The organism is Archangium sp. (assembly GCF_057119385.1).
The window spans coordinates 1-19,028 of sequence record NZ_DBNGVP010000163.1; the positions used below are offsets into that span (position 1 = coordinate 1).

A 19,028-nucleotide genomic window follows, 5' to 3' on the forward strand; every position below is an offset into this window, starting at 1 on the left:
AGGCGGAGAACGAGTCGGGGAAGGTGGCCCTGACGAGGGACTCCCTGGGACGGGTGGTGGCCGAGAAACAGGCGGAGGGGGAGGTGACGTCGCGCTACTCGCCTTCTGGCCACCGTATGGAGGTGGAAAGCAGCCTGGGCGCGCACCAGAAGCTGCTGCGGGACGCACTCGGGACGGTAAGGGGGGTGACGTACACCTCACCCGGCAGGCCGGAGTGGGCGGTCCGCATGGAGCGGGACGCGGGCGGGCTGGAGGTGTCGCGGTGGATGCCGGGCGGGGTGGTGGCCACCTGGAAGCATGACGAGGCGGGCCTCCCCACGGAGCGGCGCACCCTGGTGGGCGGCGGGACGGTGGCCCAACGCACCTGGCGCTGGCGTCCCGAGGGGCAGCTGGCGGCCATGTCGGACGCGGCGCACGGCCACACCGAGTACATTCATGACGCCTGGGGACGGATGGTAGGAGAGCGAAGGCCCGACGGCGGCCTCCAGCACCGGGCCATGGACGCGGTGGGCAACCTCTACCGACACCCCGGGATGAAGGACAGGCGCTACGGCCCGGGTGGACGGCTGCAGGAAGCGGATGGCACCCGGTACACCCATGACGCCGATGGCAACCTGACGGAGAAGCACACGCCCGAGGGCACCTGGCGCTATGGCTGGAATGGAGCGGGCCTTCTCTCCGAGGTGCAGCGGCCGGATGGGGTGCGCGTACACCTGGAATATGACGCACTGGCCCGGCGCACGCGGAAGGTGGTGCTGGGCGCGGAGGCGGAGGGCCGGGCGGCCCCCGAGCGCGAGGTGCGCTTCGTCTGGGACGGGCACGTCCCCCTGCACGAGGTGGCCTCCACCGAAGACGTCACCACCTGGCTGTTCGAGCCGGAGAGCTTCGCGCCATTGGCCAGGGAGGACTCCACGGGGCGCTACGCCGTGGTGACGGACCACCTGGGCGCTCCCACCGAGATGTACGACGAGCTGGGGCAGCTCGCCTGGCGGATGCAACTGGACGCATTTGGTGTAGGCAAGGCCGACGTGGCCCTCCAACACTGCCCCTGGCGCTGGCCGGGACAGTACGAGGACGAGGAGACGGGTCTCCTCTACAACCGCTTCCGCTACTACGACGCCTACGCCGGGCGCTACATCAGCCAGGACCCACTGGGGCTCGCCGCTGGGCCCCGCCTCTATGGCTACCCCGAGGATCCGCTCTCCGCCACCGATCCTCTGGGTCTGGCCAAATGCGGGCCCAAGGTCGTTCGTGCGAACTCACGCTCACAGGCGATGCGGCTTGCCCAGCAACATGCCCAGGTGCCGAGAATCTCCCGAGGCGGTCAAGTCATTGGATTTGACGACTTGAACGCGACAAGCAAGGGCCCCAACTTCGGTAGCCTCAAAAAGGATGGAGCCACCAATCTGGGCCGAAGAGATCCTCATAGCAGCGCGCATTTCATGGATCATCCAGATGGGCATCCCGACATGATCGGTCCGGGTCATCCCGCGCACCACGAGTCGCCTCATATCCATTCAGTCAACAGAAAAGGTGACGAAATCATCATCACCTATCCCGGAAAGCATTGAGGTGTCTTGTGGGTATCTTCTTCACGGATGGGCATGAGCGCCTCAAAACGGAAGTATCGTATTGGAGCAATTTCCTTTCCTCTGCTGAGTGCTACTTGCTCGTCTACAAGGCATCTCACATGGGTCCTTCTGGCTTTGATCGCTTTCCAGAAGGACAGGCCTTGGTCGAGCACATTCTTCGAACCTCGACGATCCTCTCTCAAGGATTGGACTCCATTCCCCTGGCTCAGCACCCCTTATTCGAGATCGTACGGAAAGAGGCATCTCCCGGCTGCGTCTCCTTTGATTCACCCGACTCCAACCTGCGCAAGGAACTGGAGAATCTCCAGAAACTTCGAGATGCACTGAAGAAGCAGGCGTTGCTCAAACGGTACGGAAGGAACCCGCCGCCACAACCCCCAGCCCTTTTGAGATCACTTTTTCAAGGGAGCCAAGAAGTGGAGTTCCGCTCTCCACCACATGCGATCGACTCGATGTGTCTGGAATTCATATTGAAGCACTCTTCCCATGCGTGTATCTGGCGATGGGGAGAGTTTGGGCTTCACTTCTTGAGCCTCAGTCGAGACAAGGGAGGCTCGCTCCAATTCATCGAGGAAGCAGCGCACGGGTTGGACGTCGAGCTGATTCGAGCCCGTTCGATCCGCGAAATCCCCACCTGGTAGGAGATGGAACGAGGCCATGTCGCACAGTCCATCCCCCTGACTGGAAGAACCAGTCCCGCATGAGTCTCACCGAGGAGAACTCGCAGGTGCTCCATCTCGTTCAGGCGATGATGGGCGCCATCACGCCCGATTTCCGCAGAGGCACCCTGAAGCCGATCGGCAGTGACAGAAGGCCGCAGGTGAGGCGATGAGCAAGGTGGCGCGGGAACTGAACGCACTCCAGAGGCAGATGGAGGGAGGAGCGCCCCTTCCCCATCAGGCCACGGACTGGGCGATGAGGCTGTTCACCCTCTCGCGTGACACCCAGGTGGATCCGTCCGCGGTCCAGAAGCTGCTCGAGCACTTCCTCGACAGCCTGCCGGAGTGGGGGCTGGAGGATCTCCCCGCTCGAACCGCGGAGTACGCGCACGGACTGGCGACCGCACCCGGGGAGCTCGAATACGAGGAGCTGCACAAGCTCTTCTCGCTCCGGGACGAGCTCCACGTCCTGTGTGAGCTGGGCATGTCCATCGGCAGCGAAACCCGATCCGAGCTGGACGAGGCCCTGCGCGCACGCTTCCAGGCGCAGAAGAAGGCGGCCAGCTCCGTCGCCCGGGACAGGGCCGAGGACTGGAACAGGACCCTGTGGTGGTACGCGGAGCGCTTGAACCCACGCTTGAGGAAATGACCCCGCGCGGAGCCGTCTACCTGCCGCCGCGCTTCTTCACGGCCTTCTTGGGGCGGCACAACGGATGGGGCTTCTTGTCCACGGAGGCGAGCTGGAACGAGCGCTTGCCGTTGCAGGCCACGCGGAACTCGGGGTTCTCCTCCTTGGGCACGCGGAACGTCTTCGCCTTCGCGCCGCGCAGCAGCTGGTGCTGCCACCACACCTTCGTCCGGTCCCTCCCGTACATGCCCGCGCCGCACTCGAGGTACGGCAGCCGGCCCAGCACCGGCGTGAAGGACGGCGCATGCACCCCCTCCACGAGCCGCGTGCCGAAGAAGACGCGGCCCTCGTAGCGCACGAAGCCGCAGCCCAGCTCCTCGTACCCCTGCCCATCCCCTCGCGGCACCGCGACGAAGGCGGGCAACTCGGGGCGCTCGGTGTGGTTGAGGTAGAAGAAGCGCGCGTCCCGCGGCCGGCAGTCCGCGTCCACCTCGAACGTCTCCGCGTCCGCCAGGTCCATGCGCGTGAGCACGTCGGCCCGCTGCCCGTTGGGCTCGTTCACATGGTCCTCCTCGCTCAGCGGCCGGCCCCAGTAGACGCTGGTGGCGTAGCGGAAGTAGCCGCAGCCGATGGGACGGAAGGAGTCCGGCGCGAAGGGCACCGGTGGACGGTTCTTCAGCGGGCGCTGCAGCAGCAGCGTGCAGCCCCGGCGCACCCGGCGCCCATCGGCGTAGAAGCCCTGTCCGAGCGGCCGGAGCATGCCCTCGCCGGTGCCCACCTGCGTGTCGCCACAGTGGGTGATCTCCGGCTCCACGGCCGAGACGGGAGCGGACAGGGAGGAAGCGGGCGCGGGGGCGGCCTCGGCCGGGCTCGCGGGGGCCGCGGGGCCCAAGTCCCGAGCGGGCTCCCGAGCGGGCTCTGGAGTCCTCGCGTCCTGGGCGCGCGCGGCCGGGCCCGCGACCAGCGCTCCGAGCAGGAGTGCCAGGGGGGTTCCAAGCCGCTTGGAAGAATGCCTCGTGCTTCCCATGGGGGCGCATCATGGCGCGTCCGGGGCCTGGGAGCGAAGAATCCCGCTGTCCGGGGAAGCGCCGCCCGGGAGCCCGGAGGGGAGGCGAGCGGGAGCCGGGCTCAGGAGGTGGCGGTGGCCTCGGTGACGACGTGGCCGGGGGCGAAGAGGGCGAGCCCCAGGGCGGCGGTGCCGGCGAGGGAGGCGAGGACGGCGAAGCGCACGGAGAAGCCGGGGGGGACGAGCTCCAGGGCGGCGAGGGTGAAGGAGCCGCCGAGCATGCGGGTGGCGTAGAGGGCGCTGGTGACCATGCCGCGGTGGTGCCAGGGGGCGCGCGTCTGGGGCCCGAGCAGGGAGGTGGAGGCGGCGGGCCCGAGGCCCAGTCCCATCAACCCGAGGCTGACGAAGGCGGCGGGGGTGCCCCAGTCCCGGGAGACGGCGAGGGCGAGCAGGCAGGCGCCGGTGAGACAGAGGGCGAAGCCGCCCCCGGCGCTGGCGCGGAGGCCGCCCCGGAGGAAGACGCGGACGCCGAAGGTGGAGCCACAGGCCCACCCGCCGAGCAGCGGCACCAGGGCGAGCCCGGCCAGGAGGGGGCTGTGGCCTCCGAGTCCCGTCATCCACAGGGGGACGAGCGCGGTGGTGGTGTAGAGGAGGGCGCCGCCAATCACCCCGCCGAGCACGCCACACAGCACGGTGCGATCGCGCAGGAGCTCCAGGGGGACGAGCGGGGAGGGAGAGGAGCGCTGCTGGCGCACGACGGCGGCGAGCCCCACCCCCGCGGCGAGGGCGAAGGAGAGGCGGAGGGCGGAGGAGCCGCCACGCTCGAAGGCGAAGAGGAGCAGCCCGAGGGAGACGCCGGTGAGGACGGGCCCCTGGACGTCGACGCGGGAGGAGGAGGCGCGTGCGGGGTCGCGGTAGGAGGCGTGGAGCAGGGCGAGCGCGAGCAGGCCGACGGGGAGGTTGACGAGGAAGGCCTGGCGCCAGGAGGCGGAGGTGACGAGCCAGCCGCCGATGAGGGGTCCGACGACGGTGGCGGCGCCCCAGGCCCCGGTGAAGAGGCCCTGGACGGCGGCGCGCTCGCGCAGGGTGTAGAGGTCGGCGCTGAGGGTCATGGTGGTGGGCTGGAGCGCCCCGGCGCCGAGCCCCTGCACCACCCGGAAGGCGATGAGGGCGGGGACGGAGGGGGCGAAGCCGCAGAGGGCGGAGCCGAGGAGGAAGAGGCCCATGCCGGCGGAGAAGACGGGCTTGCGGCCGAGCTGATCGGCGAGCTTGCCGAAGAGGAGGATGCCGAGGGTGGAGGCGAAGAGGTAGGAGGAGAAGACCCAGGAGTAGAGGTGCTGGCCGCCGAGCTCCCGGGTGAGGGTGGGCATGGCGCTGGTGACGACGGTGGCCTCGAAGGCGGAGACGACGAGGCCGAGCAGCACGGCGGTGGTGGCCATGCGCCGGGCGGTGCCGGGGAGGGCGGCGGGCTGGAGCCCGGAGGAGACGTCCATGGGGAAGGAGTACGCCTCCGGGAAGCATGCGGAAACCGCATCTGGCGCATAGAGTGGATGCGGAAAGCGCATGAACACGGAACAGCTCAGGGCCTTCGTGCAGGTGGCACGGGAGGGCCGGCTCACGGTGGCGGCGAGGCAGCTCGGGGTGTCGCAGCCGGGGCTGTCGAGACAGCTGCAGGCGCTGGAGACGGAGCTGGGGGTGCGGCTGCTGGTGAGGACGCCGGGAGGGGCGGTGCTGACGGACGCGGGGGAGCGCTTCCTGCCGTACGCGAGGCGGGCGCTGGAGGCCCTGGCGGCGGGGACGGCGGAGCTGGGAGCGCTGACGACGACGCCGAGGGGCACGGTGGCGTTGGGGACACTGCACTCGGTGGGGACGTACCTGTTGCCGGAGCTGGTGAGGGCCTTCAAGGAGCGCTACCCGGAGGTGCTGCCGAGGCTGAGCGAGGGGACGCACGTGGAGCTGGAGGCGCGGGTGGCGGGAGGCGAGTTGGATCTGTGCATCGTGAACCTGCCGATGAGGCGGGTGGACCTGGTGGCGCAGAAGCTGTGGGAGGAGGAGCTGGTGCTGGCGGTGCCGCGAGGGCATCGGCTGACGAAGCTGAAGCGGGCGGTGGCGTTGGCGGAGGTGGTGGAGGAGCCGCTGGTGGTGATTCCGGGCATGGCGGGCACGCACGCGCTGGAGGCGGCGTGCGAGGCGCGGGGGATGAAGCCGCGGGTGGCGGTGGAGATGGACAACGCCGAGGGGCTGAGGCGGATGGTGGAGCGGGGCCTGGGGGTGGCGCTGTTACCGAAGCTGATGGCCCGGGACCATGCGTCGCGAGGCTTCGACGTGGTGGAGGTGGAGAAGGGAGGCCCGAGGCGGCAGGTGGCGCTGGTGCACCGGGGCGAGGAGTACCTCACGGCGGCGGCGCGGGCGCTGAAGACCTTCATCGTGGACTCGCTGCGCCGATCCGGACCGTAATCCCAGACACCATGCCCAGGACGACCCTTCCCCCCGCGATGACGCTCCCCACGGATGAGGCACGCGCCTGGCTCGTCAGCCACCTCGGGCTGGCCACGTCCTCCTGGCCCCAGGGCGCCGAGGGCGTGCGCGCGCTGCTGCGCCACCTGCGCCACATCCAGTTGGATCCGCTCGATGTCATCGGCACCAACGCGGACCTCGTGGCACTCGCGCGCGTGGACGGCATCGCCAAGGGCGACGTGTACCGCCACCTCTACCCCGGCCACGCCTTCGAGCACTGGGCCAAGGAGCGCTGCATCCTGCCCGCCAGCGCCTTCCCCCACTACCGCGAGCGCTCGCTGGAGACCCCGTGGTGGCGCCTCGCCACGCGGCTGGAGCGTCTGCCCGAGAAGGTGCTGGGCGCCGTGCTCGAGGAGCTCGAGGCCCGCGGCCCCCTCACCGCCGCGGAGCTGACCGACCATGGCGCGGTACAGCCGCTCGACTGGAGCGGGTGGAAGGGCACGGGCAAGGCCACCTCCATGGCGCTCGAGGTGCTGTGGACGCGCTGTGAGATCGTCGTGTGTGGCCGGGGCCCCGGTGGCAAGCGCTACGACGTGCCGCACCGGGCGCTCCCGGACGTGGCGCGAGCCCCCGCGGGCCACACCCATGACGAGAGCTTCGCGCGCTGGGCCCTCACCGAGCGCGTGGAGGCCGCGGGCCTGCTCTCGCGCGCCAGCGGCCCGCACTGGTCCACGCTGTCTCCGGTGCGCACCTCGCCACTGCCGGACGCCATGGTGCGCGAGGGGGTGCTGGAAGAGGTGTCACTGCCCGGCTCACCCCGGCGCTACCTGGCTCCCGCGGGCTTCCGCTCGCGGTCCGTGACGGCGCCGGACGAGCGGATGCGGATACTCGGCCCCTTGGATCCCCTGCTGTGGGACCGAGGGCTGGTGAACCAGCTCTTCGGCTTCGAGTACGTGTGGGAGGTGTACAAGCCCGAGGAGCAGCGCCGCTGGGGCTGGTACGTGTGCCCGCTTTTGCACCGGGGCCAGCTGGTGGGAAGGCTGGAGGCACGCGTGCAGGAGGGCGTGCTGCGTGTGGAGAAGTTGTGGAGGGAGAAGGGCGTGAAGCTGGACGACGCGGCGCTCGACGAGGCCCTGGCGCGCCATGCACGGGCCTGCGGCGCGGTGAAGGTGCGCCGGCCCCGGGCCCGCGTGGGCTGAGCTGGACTGAGCTACTGCGCCAGGTCTTCCAGGACGTCGGAGAGCGTGGTGGCGTTCAACGCCCGGTCGAACCAACGGTCGAGGGTGGTCACGTCCGTGCAGGTGAGGATGCGCTGGCGGGACGCCTCATCCACGTGCACGCCGCGCGCGGTGAGTGTCCGCAGGATGTACTCGGCACGCCCCTCCACCCGGCCCTCTTCCCGGCCCCTGACCAGACCCTTCTGGACTCCCTGCTCGAGCATCTCCTCGGCCCAGGTTCTCATCAGTTCCTCCGCTCGCTGCGCATCCAGCACTGAATGTAACACCCGTCTCGCCGCTGTGTGGACTGCGGTCCACCACGCTGATGGGCTCTCGCCGCAGGGACGTCCAGTCCACCTCGGAGACGACGTGCGCGGGCAGCACGGCGCGCAGTTCAGCGGCGGCCCGCTCGGGGTGGCCGAAGGTATAGCGGGCGAAGAGATCATGCGGTCCAGACATGGCCACCCACGCTCAAGCATCCGGCGGGCCAACGGCGCCGGAACGGACCCCTGACGCACTCCGCCAGGGCTCGGGGCGTGAGGAGGGCCACACCCCCGGCGAACCCGGGTGGGCCGGGTCCGTCCCACCTGCTAGGGTTGCCGCCCGCATGTGGCGCACGATGACTCCGAGAGGAGAGACCCTGTTCGAGGTCGGGAAGTACCGGGTCCGGCGGGTCTCGGAGGAGGACGCGCCGATCATCCGCGAGCTGGGCGAGCGCTGCCTGGAGCACCTCGAGCTCCACTACGGCTCACCCCCCGACCCCGCGCAGATGATCCGCGATCTGCTCACGGACCTGCCTCCGGGCAAGACACTCGGCGACAAGTTCGGCATGGGCGTCTTCGATGGCTCGGGCCGCCTGGTGGGCGCCATCGACGTCATCCGCGACTACCCCGAGCCCCACGAGTGGTACCTCGGCCTGCTGGTGCTCGAGCCGGCCTGGCGCAACCAGGGACTGGGCGCCAGGCTGCTCGACGCGCTCACCCAATGGCTGCTCCGGCACGACGCCGCCTACCTGCGCCTCGCCGTGTCCGAGCACAACGCCGCCGGCCAGCGCTTCTGGAAGCGCGGCGGTTTCGAGCCCGTCAAACAGGTGCTCGCCGAGTTCGGCAACAAGAAGAGTGTCTTCCACGTCCTGCGCCGCGCCTTGGAGGTGCGATGACTCTTTCCCCTCACCCGCAGTCCCCCATCCACATGACGCACCGAACTCCCACGCGGCTTCCGCTCCTGCTCCTGCTCACGCTGACGGCCCTCACCGGCTGCCCCAGACCCCCGACGACGACTCCCGAGCAGAACTACTCCGACATCCAGTTCGACGTGACGGTGCCGCTTGAGACGCCCGTGAACGCCACGCTCCTGCTCTCGGGCGAGGACGCGGCCTTCAAGGGCCCCACCGGGCAGGGCCTGGAGCTCGTCTATCAGGGCGGCACCACCTTCTCCGTCAAGACGCGGGTGCCCAAGCACCAGCCGCTCACCTACACCGTGCGGATGACCACGCCGTCCGAGCAGGTGGCGCTCGACACGGCGGGGAGCGCGGTGCCCGCGAGGACGCTCGAGGCGCACGAGAACGAGGAGAACGTGAGCTTCGGCGTGGAGCGCTGGGGCCCGGCCGGGGGAGACACCCAGCCGCGGACCGCCTTCGTGGTCGCGGTGCCGGAGACGACGCCCAACACCGAGGACATCTACCTGGCCGGCAACCATGAGCAGCTGGGCGGATGGAACCCGGCGGGCGCGAAGCTCTACAAGGCGGTGAACAACGGCTACGCCACCGTGCTGTCCTTCGCGCCGGACACGTCGCTCGCGTTCAAGGTGACGCGGGGCGAGTGGACGAAGGTGGAGAAGACGGCCACGGGCGCGGAGATCGCCGATCGCACCCACAAGACGGGGAGCGGCTTCGAGCGCGTCTCCATCACCGTGGGGGGCTGGGCGGACTTCTTCACCGAGGAGCCGCCCGAGGCGGTGCTCACCGGGAAGATCGAGTACCTGCGCGACGTGACGCCTGGCAACACGCTGCTGAAGAAGCGCGACATCATCATCTGGCTGCCGCCGGACTACGACACGGCCACCGAGCGCCGCTACCCGGTGCTGTACATGCACGATGGGCAGAACCTGATGGACGCCACCACGGCCTTCGCCGGGGAGTGGGGCGTGGACGAGACGGCGCAGGAGCGCGTCCTGGCCGGCAAGGTGGAGCCGCTCATCATCGTGGGCATCTACAACACCTCGGACCGCGGCCCCGAGTACACGCAGGTCCCCGATGCCCGCTACCCCCAGGTGGACGGCGCCAACGGCGGCCGGGCGGACGCGTACGGCGAGTTCATCATCAACGAGCTCAAGCCGATGATCGACGGCAAGTACCGCACGAAGCCGGAGGCGGAGTACACGGGCCTGGCCGGCTCGTCGCTCGGTGGCCTGGTGTCCCTGTACCTGGGCATGAAGCACCCCGGCACGTTCACCCGTCTGGGCGTCCTCTCGCCCTCGGTCTTCTGGGGCAACAACGACATCGTGACGAGGGTGGACGCGCTGTCCGGGAAGCTGCCGCTGCGCCTCTGGGTGGACATCGGAACCGACGAGGGCAGCAGCAGCCAGGAGACGGTGGACGACACGCGGCTGCTGCGCGACGCGCTGGTGCGCGAGGGCTGGGTGCTCGACAGCGACCTGAAGTACACCGAGGTGGAGGGCGGCGGGCACAACGAGGCCTCCTGGGCCGCGCGCTTCGGCAACGTGCTCGAGTACCTGTTCCCCCCGCCTTCTCCATGAGCTGAGCCGTCAAGCGTTGGCGGATTCAACCCCGAGGGAGCCCCGCCCATCCCGGGAGGAACGGGAAAGCGGGGGTTCCTGGTAGGATTCCGCTGCTTCGTAGGCTGGCCGTACACGCGTTGCGCGGGGGTGTGGCTGTTGGTGCCCATCGACACAGTGGCTCGACGCCTCCCGTTGCTGCTCGCGGTGGCCGCCCCGTTCCTCGTCTGCTGGCTCTTCATCGACGCGTACGTCCTGCCCGCCCACGCCGAGCCCTACGTGCTGCGCCTGAACGGGACGTGGAAGCTCCAGGAGGGCGACGGGGTGGGGTGGGCGGAGCCGGAGTATGACGACTCGGGGTGGGGGGAGATCCGCTTCCCCGGGGGGTACTCGGCGCAGGGGTACCGGGCGAGCCAGGCGTGGGCGCGCAAGCGCTTCGAGCTTCCTCCACTGCTCCGGGACAAACCCCTGCTCCTCACGCTGGGAGGCATGCGCACCAGCCGCGTGACGCTCTTCGTGAACGGACACGAAGTGGGCCGGACGGACGAGTCCTTCCGGGGACTCAAGGGCGAGGTGGATGGGTTGGAGGCCTGGAGGGTGGACAGCCGGGAGCTGCGGCCGGGCTCCAACGTGCTCGCCCTGCGCTTCGAGTGGATGCTGCCCGGAAGCGATGGCGTGGTGGACGCGCGCATGCTGCTGGGGGCGCAGGAGCGGCTGACGCCGTACTACCTGCGCGCGAGCGACATCCGCCAGTTCTTCCAGAACGGAGCGCTCGCCCTCTTCGCGTTCATGCTGCTGCTGCTGGGCATGTTCATGAGCCGGGAAGCCGATCCCTCGCGGCGGGCGCTGCAGCGCTCCACCGTCTTCGTGGTGACCTGGGCGGCGCTCTATCTGGGCACCCGGACCGGGCTGCTGCCCTTGAGGCAATCCTCTCCCCTGACGTTCACCGTGCTCATCCTCACGGTGGGGGGCCTCGTCTGGGCGATGATGGAGTTCTCCCAGCACTACTGCCTCGGGCACATCACCCGCGGCGGGAAGGTCCACCGGGCGGTCTGCGGGGTGTTCGCGGCCACCCTCCTCGCGGTGCATGGGCTCGGTCCGCTCGGGGGGGCGGTGGTGCTCTACCGGCTCTTCGCCCTCTACATCTTCGGGACCGTGCTGTACGTGACGGGGCTGACGATGGCCACGCTGCTTCGCCGCAAGCGCCCGTCGGATGCGGTGTTCGCGGCGGCCGTCTTCTGCATGCTCGGCGCGGGCGTGGTGGATCTGCTCACCGATCTGTATGTGTTCCAGGCGCCCCGGCTCTTCTCGGTGGCGATGATCAACCTGGGGCTGTGCGTGGGGGTGCTGCTCATCGCGGACTTCATCCAGCTCAGCTACGTGAACGAGACGCTCTCGGCGAGCCTGACGCGGACGAACGCGGAGCTCGCGGTGGCGCTGGCCCGGGCGGAGGACGCGGCCCGGCTCAAGAGCGCGCTGCTGACGGAGCGGCTGGCCTCGGTGGGCACCCTGGCCACCGGGGTGGCCCATGAGATCAACAACCCCATGGCCTACGTGACGGCGAACCTGGCGTTCCTGGCCAAGGAGCTGCCGGAGCTGGCGCGCTCGGAAGGCAACGGCGGGGCGAAGGAGGAGCTGGCCGAGCTGGGACAGGTGGCCGCGGAGAGCCTGGAAGGGGCTCGGCGGGTCAACCAGATCGTCAAGGAGTTGAGGCTCTTCGCTCGGGGCGGTGGCGGGGACGAGCGGCTGGAAGCGGTCGACGTGCGCGCGGTGGCGAAGCGGTCCTTGAACCTGGCGCTGCACGAGCTGGAGCCGCGCGCGCGGATCATCGAGGAGCTGGAGGAGGTACCCCGGGTGCTGGGCAGCGAGTCACAGCTCGGGCAGGTCTGTCTCAACCTGCTGCTCAACGCGGGCCAGGCGATGACGACGGGAGACACGGGCCGGAACGAGCTCCTCCTGCGCACGCGCCGGCGCGAGGATGGCTGGGTGATGCTGGAGGTCGCGGACACGGGCTGCGGGATTCCCCCGGAGGATCAGCGCAGACTCTTCGATCCGTTCTTCACCACGAAGCCGGCGGGGGAGGGGATGGGGATGGGGCTCTCCATCTGCCACGGAATCGTGAAGCGGCTGGGAGGGGAGATCCAGGTGGAGAGCGAGGTGGGGAAGGGAAGCGTGTTCCGGGTCGTCCTGCCGCCGCACGCCGCCTGAGCACCCCACCGTGAATCAACCGGGCTCGAGACGCTCGGCCCGGGGAGCATCCATGAGCGCGGCCACCTCGGGCGAATAACCCCCGGGGCCCTCCCCGTGAGCGATGAGCGGAGGACGCACGGCCAACCCACGCTGCCTGTCACGCACCGCGTGCACGAGGAAGCGCGTGGCGGGAGCGTCCACGCGCGCATGCACGAAGCGCAGGGCCACCGGGTACAGCTTCGAGGCCATGAGCAGCCCAAGCACCTCCGCCACCCGCGCCGCCGGGTACACGAGGCTCACCCGCCCACCCGGAGCCAGCGCGTGGCGGGCGGCCGCCACCACCGAGGGCGCGTCACACGCGAGCTCCTGCTTGGACAGGGCGCGCTCCGCATCCGGGCTACGCACGCCGGCATTCACGGTGCGGAAGGGCGGGTTGGACACCACGTGCGCATAGGCCCCCGAGGGGAACAGCGAGCGGGCCTCGCGCAGGTCCCCGAGCAGCGGCCGCACCCGTCCCTCACAGTCATTGAGGGCCACGGCGCGCACCAGGCGCGCATGCACCTCGGGTTGCAGCTCCAGCGCGTCCACGGGTCCGAGGCCGAACTGGCGCACCAGCAGGAAGGACACCACGCCACTGCCCGCGCCGAGCTCCAGCAAGGGGCCTCCGGCGTCCCCGCCCTCGGTGGCCGCGAAGGCGGCGAGCAGCACGGCATCCAGCGTGAAGCGGTAGCCGCTCCGGCGCTGCAACAGCTTCACGCCCGCGGTGCCAATGGAGTCGAGCGTCTCGTCCAGGGGAATGGGGGCGTGGCTCTTCTCGCTCAAGCGGGGCTCCGCGGAGTGTCGGACAGAGGACCCTGACTCTACCCGGCTGTCCGTGACCTGGGGGGGTGGGCGTTTTTCCAGCGTGCCGGGGTTGGCGTCACGCAAGGTGTGCTGACAGCGGCATTGAGCACCCGGGACCTCACGAATGAGTCCAGTCCGGAGCGGGGATGTGGCATCACGCTCTCCATCATCGGAGAAGGAGACTGAGCCGTGGCCAACGAAGTTCCCGCACCGGAGTCCCCTCCTGGCCCCAGACGCCGGGGACCCTCGGCGTTCGCCTGGCTGAGCCTGGGGTTGAGCGCGCTCGTCGGGGTGGCGATCGGCATCGGGAGCTTCACCTTCGCCTACGCGAAGGGGGCCTCGTACATGACGGACGATCCCGCCGCGTGCGCCAACTGCCACGTGATGAATGATCAGTACGCCGAGTGGACCAACTCCAGCCACCACACCGTGGCGGTGTGCAATGACTGCCACACGCCGCCGGGCTTCGTGGGCAAGTACCTGGCCAAGGCGCGCAATGGCTGGCACCACTCGGTGGCCTTCACCGCGGGGGGCTTCCACGAGCCCATTCAAATCACCCCGCACAACCGCGCCATCACCGAGCAGCGCTGCCGCTCGTGCCACCAGCCCATCGTCCAGGCCATCGACGCGCACGCGGCCACCACGAGCAACGAGCGCGACGACCTCTCCTGCATCCGCTGTCACAGTGACGTCGGACACGGACCCTGAACCCTCTCCACGGAACCGCATCGTATGGAAGCTTCGCCTACCCGCCGCCGATTGACGCTCCTGCTCGCCGCCATGGTGCTCGCCGCGGGCGCCGCCGCCGGTGCCGCCGCGCTGGCGGTGAACATCATGGAGCGCAAGCAGGAGGCCCGGAATCCCTTCTACCGGGTCGTCGAGCTCACCGACGACACGGTGGACCCGGCCATCTGGGGCAAGAACTTCCCGCTCCAGTACGACGACTACAAGCGCACCGTGGACATGACGCGCACGAAGTACGGCGGCAGCGAGGCGGTGCCGCGCGAGCCCACGGCGAATGATCCCCGCGCGGTGACGGCGCAGTCGCGGCTGGAGGAGGATCCGCGGCTGAAGACGTTCTGGGCGGGCTACGCCTTCGCGACGGACTTCCGCGAGGAGCGCGGCCACGCGTACGTGCTGGAGGACCAGCTCTTCACCGAGCGCCAGCACGTCACGAAGCAGCCGGGCGCGTGCTTGCACTGCCACGCCTCGGTGTACGTGACCTACAAGAAGCAGGGCGAGGGAGACCTCATCAAGGGCTTCGAGAAGGTGAACGCGATGCCCTACCCCGAGGCGCGCAAGCGGGTGGAGCACCCGGTGGCGTGCATCGACTGCCATGACTCGCAGACGATGCAGCTGCGGGTGACGCGGCCGGGCTTCCTGGAGGGGATTCGCGCGTTGAAGGCGAGCCAGGGCGTGCAGAACTACGACGTGAACAAGCAGGCCACGCGCCAGGAGATGCGCACGTACGTGTGCGGGCAGTGCCACGTGGAGTACTACTTCAAGGGCCCGGAGAAGCGGCTGACGTACCCGTGGGCCAACGGCATCAAGATCGAGAACATCCTCACGTACTACGCGGAGAACGGGCACAAGGACTGGACGCACGCGGAGACGGGGGCGCCGGTGCTCAAGGCGCAGCACCCCGAGTTCGAGATGTACAACCAGGGCATCCACGCGCGCTCGGGCGTGGCGTGCGCGGACTGCCACATGCCCTACAAGCGCGAGGGAGCGCTGAAGATCAGCGACCACCACGTGCGCAGCCCGCTGTTGAACGTGAACCGGGCCTGCCAGACGTGCCACAACTGGACGGAGACGGAGCTGACGCAACGCGTGACGACCATCCAGGACCGGACCTTCGAGCTGCGCAACCGGGCGATGGACGCGATGATCGCGCTGATTGGGGACATGAAGGCGGCGAGGGGCGCGGGGAAGACGGACGCGGACCTGAAGACGGCGATGGAGCTGCAGCGGCGGGCGCAGTTCATGGTGGACTTCGTGGAGGCGGAGAACTCGATGGGCTTCCACGCGCCGGAGGAAGCGGCGCGCATCCTGGGCATCGCGATGGACCTGGCGAGGCAGGGGCAGCTGGCGGTGAGGCAGGCGGACTACACGCCGAACCTCTTCCCGAGCACGACGCCGTCGGTGAAACCCACGGAACGAGAAGTGACCCCGGCGCCCGGGAGCGCGACGGGTGGCGGCACCCGGGGTGGCGGCGGCACGAACCACTGAAGCTCCCACTGAGAAGCTCCCTCACACGCCGAGCAACAACCCCTCTCCCCTCGGGAGAGGGACGGGGTGAGGGTATCTCGCGCCCCGGATTCCCACCCGTGAGCCTCACCCGAGGCCCCCCGACCCCGCGAGCCGACTATCGGCCACCTGACTCTCCGGGCGTGTAGGCGAGCAACCCTTCGTTCGCCCCGTTCGTTCAATGAATGGTCCGCTGCGGAGGAGCCGGAGTAGACTGGCCTGGAGGACAACCCCCATGGCGAACAGCAGCATCGAGCCGGCGCAGCTCCTAGGGCAGCCGCCGCACATTCTCTGGATGGCTGGCTCCGTCGATGGGGCTCACGGGCCGGGCATGCGCCAGGCGTCGCAGGGAGGGCTGAGGCCGGAGGCGCAGGGTCCGAGGCGCATCCTGGTCGTCGACGATGACCCGGCGATCCTGAATGTCTGGCGCCGGGTGCTGGGGCAGAGGTCGCGCCCCTCGTCGCTGGACCACCTGGAGAAGAAACTGTTCGGGGGCACGCCGCCGGCCACGACCGCGTCCGCGCCACCGGCCACGCCACCGGCGGCGTCGGCGGACGTGGGCTTCACCATCGACACGGCCTCGCAGGGGATGGAGGGGTACCAGAAGGTCATCGCGGCCCTGGAGGAGTCGCGTCCGTACACGTTCGCGCTCGTGGACATGCGGATGCCGCCGGGCTGGGACGGGCTGGAGACCATCCTGCACATGCTGGAGAAGGATCCCCGGCTGGAGGTGGCCATCTGCAGCGCCTTCTCGGACATCTCCCGGGAGGAAGTGGCCAAGCGCATCGGCCGGTCGGATCTGCAGTGGCTGCGCAAGCCGTTCGATCTCGAGGTCGCGAGGGATCTGGCGCGCAAGCTGAGCGAGCAGGGCACCCAGCGGCGTCTGGCCCGCTGAACAGCGCGCATGATGAAATCATGATGGAGCCATGAGCCCCGGATGCGGCCCGGATCCGGGTGATGCGTCAGGGTGCTCCCATGACCCCAGCGCGGCATCTGGCTGTCTCCGCCATTCTCCTGATGGCGGGCTTCCTCGCGTGCGGAGCTCCCCCGGCACCCGCGCGGCTCCAGACGGACACCATCAACCTCGTCCTCGGGGATGAGAGCTTCCACGAGCGCTTCGGGCGGGCTCCGACGGTGGAGGACAACGAGGATCTCCGGATCCGGGTCCACCTGGAATACGTGCTGGAGCGGCTGCGGCGGCGCTCCACGGCGGAGCTCTCCCCGGCCGCGCGCGAGGCCCGGGCCCGGAGTCTCGAGCGGCTGGAGGCCTATGTCCGGCGAGGCGAGTTCCCCCGGAACGACGGCCATACCGATGCGCGGCGCCCCACCTTCATCGACTCGCGGGGACGCATCTGCGCGGTGGGGTACCTCTTCGAACAGGATCTCGGCCGGGAGGCCGCCGGAGCGATCGCCGCCGGATACAAGTACGCCTTCCTCCGGGAGATGGAGTCACCCCTGCTCAGGCAGTGGGCCGCCACCACGGGGCTCGAGCTGGAGGAGCTGGAGATGATCCAACCCACCTACTCGAATCCCGCGGATGATGCCGAGGAGTATGGGCCCCGCTTCTCCCTGTTGGATCCCTTCGATGGAAGAAGCCACCTCTCCCTCGCTCCAGGGTTCCTGTTCGATGGCGGGGGAGACGGCGTCCCCGTGCGGCTCGATCTCTCCACGGCCTTCATGGGGGGATGCGGCCTGGGCGCCTACGCGGCCGTGTCCCTGACGAAGCTCACGGGAGCGGAGCGCTCGGCCTCGGCGCTGAGCAACCTCGACGTGGGAATGGCCTGGGGCCGCTCCATCTTCTCCGACAGCTGGCTCGTGCTCCGCGGAGGGATGCTGCTTCCCACGGGGGACGAGGACGAGGTGGGCTCTTCCCTGAATGGCTCGGTGGCGGCGAAGCGTCCCTCCCAGGCCGTGCTGTTCCAGCCAGGAGCCCTCGGCGGAAGGGTGGGCGCTTCGGTGATTCTGGGCAGCGCCTTCTGCTCGTCCTGCACGCTCCGGCTCGAAGCCGGGCTGGATGGGTATTCGCCCTTCTCCAAATCCTTTCAATTCTCGCCGCGGTGGGGAGCGGGGTTCGCCTATCGCTATCAATACCTGGTCGCCCTGCTCGAGGTCGCGGGCGCCCGGTACGCGGAGAGCCTCTCCTCGAGGAGCAGGCTCCATCATTCCGTCGGATTCGCGTTGCGGCGCGCCACCGGACAACCGGGATTCCAGCCCGGGATTTCGCTCTCGGTCCCGCTGGAGGGACGGCTGAAGCGGTGGTTCCTGGGCTTGGATCTGACGATGCGGTACTGAGCCGGCACCTCAGCGCCGCTGGCCCACGAGCCGCTCGGCGACGTCGATCACCTTCGCCTCGACGTTGGTGTCGTCCAGCTTGTCGATCTCCGCGATGCCGGTGGGGCTGGTGACGTTGACCTCGGTGAGCCAGTCGCCGATGACGTCGATGCCCACGAGGTACAGGCCGCGCTCCTGGAGCGAGGGCTTGAGGCGGGCGCAGATCTCCCGCTCGCGAGGGGTGAGCGAGGTCTTCACGGGAGTGCCGCCAGCGGCCATGTTGCCACGGTGGTCATCGTGTGCGGGGACGCGGAGGACGGCGCCACAGGGCTCGCCATCGACGAGGATGATGCGCTTGTCGCCCTGACGGCTCTCGGGGAGGTAGGCCTGGACGACGATGGCCTTCCTGCCGCCGAGGGTGCTGATTTCGAGGAGGGAGCGGGTGTTGCGGTCGCCGGGCTGGAGGAAGACGATGCCCTGGCCGCCGAAGCCCTCGACGGGCTTGAGGATGGTGCCCTGGGGGTGGCGGGCGACGAACTGGGCGATGGCCGTGAGATCGCGGGAGATGAGCGTCTCGGGCATGAGGTCGGGGAAGCGCAGGCCGAAGAGCTTCTCGTTGGCGTCGCGGATGCCGGTGGGGTTGTTGAGGAAGACGGGCTCGCGGCCGTTGCACAGCTCGACGAGCTGGGTGGCCTGGAGGAAGTCGGCGTCGACGGGAGGATCCTTGCGCAGGAAGAGGACGTCGAGGCTGGAGAGGGGGCGGACCTGCTCGTCGAGGAGATCGAAGTGGCGGCCGGGCTCGCGGCGCACGGTGACGGTGCGCATGCGGGCCTCGGCGCAGGAGCCGCTGAAGCGGAGCCAGGGCTGCTCGAAGTAGCGCACCTGGTGACCGCGGCGCTGGGCCTCGAGCATGAGGGCGAAGGTGGAGTCATGGTCCACCCGGACCGTCTCGAGGGGATCCATGAGGAAGCCGAAGGTGAGCGCGGCCATGGGGACGGGTGCCTCCTGGGGGGTACGAGGATGATACCCGGTGAGTAGACGCACGGAGGCGCGAGCGCGACAGAAAAAGTACGCGGAGTAGGAGAGGGGGCTATGGGGGGCGCGGTGGAGACACCCCGGGAACTTCGACCCACGAGTATACGGCAATCACGAGGGGGCCCCGGCTCCGATCCCCGCCTTACC

The 19,028-nt window shown here is 69.4% G+C and carries 18 protein-coding genes and 1 pseudogene; 13 read left to right on the forward strand and 6 right to left on the reverse strand.

What is annotated here, in order from left to right; translation table 11 throughout:
- The 4 genes from AC16DP_RS39340 to AC16DP_RS39355 form a co-directional block, all read left to right on the forward strand.
- A partial coding sequence (locus AC16DP_RS39340) for an RHS repeat domain-containing protein (RefSeq protein WP_483956959.1) occupies positions 1 to 1,571 on the forward strand: 1,571 nt, incomplete at its 5' end.
- 8 nt (positions 1,572 to 1,579) lie between these two features.
- Positions 1,580 to 2,233: a hypothetical protein gene (locus tag AC16DP_RS39345; RefSeq protein WP_329733129.1), complete on the forward strand. Its 654-nt coding sequence runs from the start codon at positions 1,580 to 1,582 to the stop codon at positions 2,231 to 2,233.
- A gap of 59 nt (positions 2,234 to 2,292) precedes the next feature.
- On the forward strand, positions 2,293 to 2,424 hold the full coding sequence (locus AC16DP_RS39350) for a hypothetical protein (protein WP_329733128.1): 132 nt from the start codon (positions 2,293 to 2,295) through the stop codon (positions 2,422 to 2,424).
- A complete protein-coding gene (locus AC16DP_RS39355; RefSeq protein ID WP_329733127.1) occupies positions 2,421 to 2,900 on the forward strand; it encodes a hypothetical protein in 480 nt (159 codons plus the stop codon). Before AC16DP_RS39350 ends, AC16DP_RS39355 begins: the two co-directional genes overlap by 4 nt.
- A 16-nt stretch (positions 2,901 to 2,916) precedes the next feature.
- Here AC16DP_RS39355 and AC16DP_RS39360 read toward each other — a convergent pair whose 3' ends face one another.
- Positions 2,917 to 3,906, reverse strand: a complete 990-nt coding sequence (locus AC16DP_RS39360; RefSeq protein WP_329733126.1) for a hypothetical protein — start codon at positions 3,904 to 3,906, stop codon at positions 2,917 to 2,919.
- A gap of 101 nt (positions 3,907 to 4,007) precedes the next feature.
- Positions 4,008 to 5,378, reverse strand: a complete 1,371-nt coding sequence (locus AC16DP_RS39365; RefSeq protein WP_329733125.1) for an MFS transporter — start codon at positions 5,376 to 5,378, stop codon at positions 4,008 to 4,010.
- A 70-nt stretch (positions 5,379 to 5,448) separates the two neighbouring features.
- On the opposite strand from AC16DP_RS39365, the gene AC16DP_RS39370 reads away from it, so the two are divergent.
- The gene (locus tag AC16DP_RS39370) at positions 5,449 to 6,342 is read left to right on the forward strand and encodes a LysR family transcriptional regulator (RefSeq protein WP_329733124.1); all 894 of its coding nucleotides are present in this window, start codon (positions 5,449 to 5,451) and stop codon (positions 6,340 to 6,342) included.
- Between the two features lie 11 nt (positions 6,343 to 6,353).
- Positions 6,354 to 7,541 carry a winged helix-turn-helix domain-containing protein gene (locus tag AC16DP_RS39375; protein WP_329733123.1) on the forward strand — a complete coding sequence of 396 codons (1,188 nt, stop codon included), beginning with the start codon at positions 6,354 to 6,356 and terminating at the stop codon, positions 7,539 to 7,541.
- Positions 7,542 to 7,552: 11 nt separating this feature from the next.
- On the opposite strand, the gene AC16DP_RS39380 is transcribed toward AC16DP_RS39375, so the two are convergent.
- Both AC16DP_RS39380 and AC16DP_RS39385 read right to left on the reverse strand, forming a co-directional pair.
- Positions 7,553 to 7,804 carry an RpnC/YadD family protein gene (locus AC16DP_RS39380; RefSeq protein ID WP_329733133.1) on the reverse strand — a complete coding sequence of 84 codons (252 nt, stop codon included), beginning with the start codon at positions 7,802 to 7,804 and terminating at the stop codon, positions 7,553 to 7,555.
- An 85-nt stretch (positions 7,805 to 7,889) separates the two neighbouring features.
- Positions 7,890 to 8,018 (reverse strand): annotated as a pseudogene (locus AC16DP_RS39385) (Rpn family recombination-promoting nuclease/putative transposase); the annotation flags it as partial.
- Positions 8,019 to 8,178: 160 nt separating this feature from the next.
- Here AC16DP_RS39385 and AC16DP_RS39390 point away from each other — a divergent pair.
- From AC16DP_RS39390 to AC16DP_RS39400, 3 genes are all read left to right on the forward strand, one after another.
- Entirely contained in the window at positions 8,179 to 8,718 is a 540-nt protein-coding gene (locus AC16DP_RS39390) for a GNAT family N-acetyltransferase (RefSeq protein ID WP_329733122.1), read from the forward strand.
- A complete protein-coding gene (locus tag AC16DP_RS39395; RefSeq protein WP_329733121.1) occupies positions 8,715 to 10,316 on the forward strand; it encodes an alpha/beta hydrolase-fold protein in 1,602 nt (533 codons plus the stop codon). Before AC16DP_RS39390 ends, AC16DP_RS39395 begins: the two co-directional genes overlap by 4 nt.
- A gap of 156 nt (positions 10,317 to 10,472) precedes the next feature.
- The gene (locus AC16DP_RS39400; protein ID WP_329733120.1) at positions 10,473 to 12,503 is read left to right on the forward strand and encodes a sensor histidine kinase; all 2,031 of its coding nucleotides are present in this window, start codon (positions 10,473 to 10,475) and stop codon (positions 12,501 to 12,503) included.
- 15 nt (positions 12,504 to 12,518) lie between these two features.
- Here AC16DP_RS39400 and AC16DP_RS39405 read toward each other — a convergent pair whose 3' ends face one another.
- Positions 12,519 to 13,307, reverse strand: coding sequence for a tRNA1(Val) (adenine(37)-N6)-methyltransferase (locus AC16DP_RS39405; protein WP_329733119.1), 789 nt, complete (start codon positions 13,305 to 13,307; stop codon positions 12,519 to 12,521).
- A gap of 210 nt (positions 13,308 to 13,517) precedes the next feature.
- On the opposite strand from AC16DP_RS39405, the gene nrfH reads away from it, so the two are divergent.
- The 4 genes from nrfH (at position 13,518) to AC16DP_RS39425 (ending at position 17,867) form a co-directional block, all read left to right on the forward strand.
- A complete protein-coding gene (nrfH, locus tag AC16DP_RS39410) occupies positions 13,518 to 14,036 on the forward strand; it encodes a cytochrome c nitrite reductase small subunit (protein WP_414640796.1) in 519 nt (172 codons plus the stop codon).
- 24 nt (positions 14,037 to 14,060) lie between these two features.
- A complete protein-coding gene (locus tag AC16DP_RS39415; RefSeq protein ID WP_329733118.1) occupies positions 14,061 to 15,557 on the forward strand; it encodes an ammonia-forming cytochrome c nitrite reductase subunit c552 in 1,497 nt (498 codons plus the stop codon).
- 253 nt (positions 15,558 to 15,810) lie between these two features.
- Entirely contained in the window at positions 15,811 to 16,470 is a 660-nt protein-coding gene (locus tag AC16DP_RS39420) for a DNA-binding transcriptional response regulator (protein WP_329733117.1), read from the forward strand.
- 80 nt (positions 16,471 to 16,550) lie between these two features.
- Positions 16,551 to 17,867, forward strand: coding sequence for a hypothetical protein (locus AC16DP_RS39425; protein WP_329733116.1), 1,317 nt, complete (start codon positions 16,551 to 16,553; stop codon positions 17,865 to 17,867).
- A gap of 9 nt (positions 17,868 to 17,876) precedes the next feature.
- Here the strand turns inward: AC16DP_RS39425 and gshB are convergent, their stop codons facing one another.
- Positions 17,877 to 18,836, reverse strand: coding sequence for a glutathione synthase (gene gshB / locus AC16DP_RS39430; protein ID WP_329733115.1), 960 nt, complete (start codon positions 18,834 to 18,836; stop codon positions 17,877 to 17,879).
- Between the last annotated feature and the right edge of the window lie 192 nt (positions 18,837 to 19,028).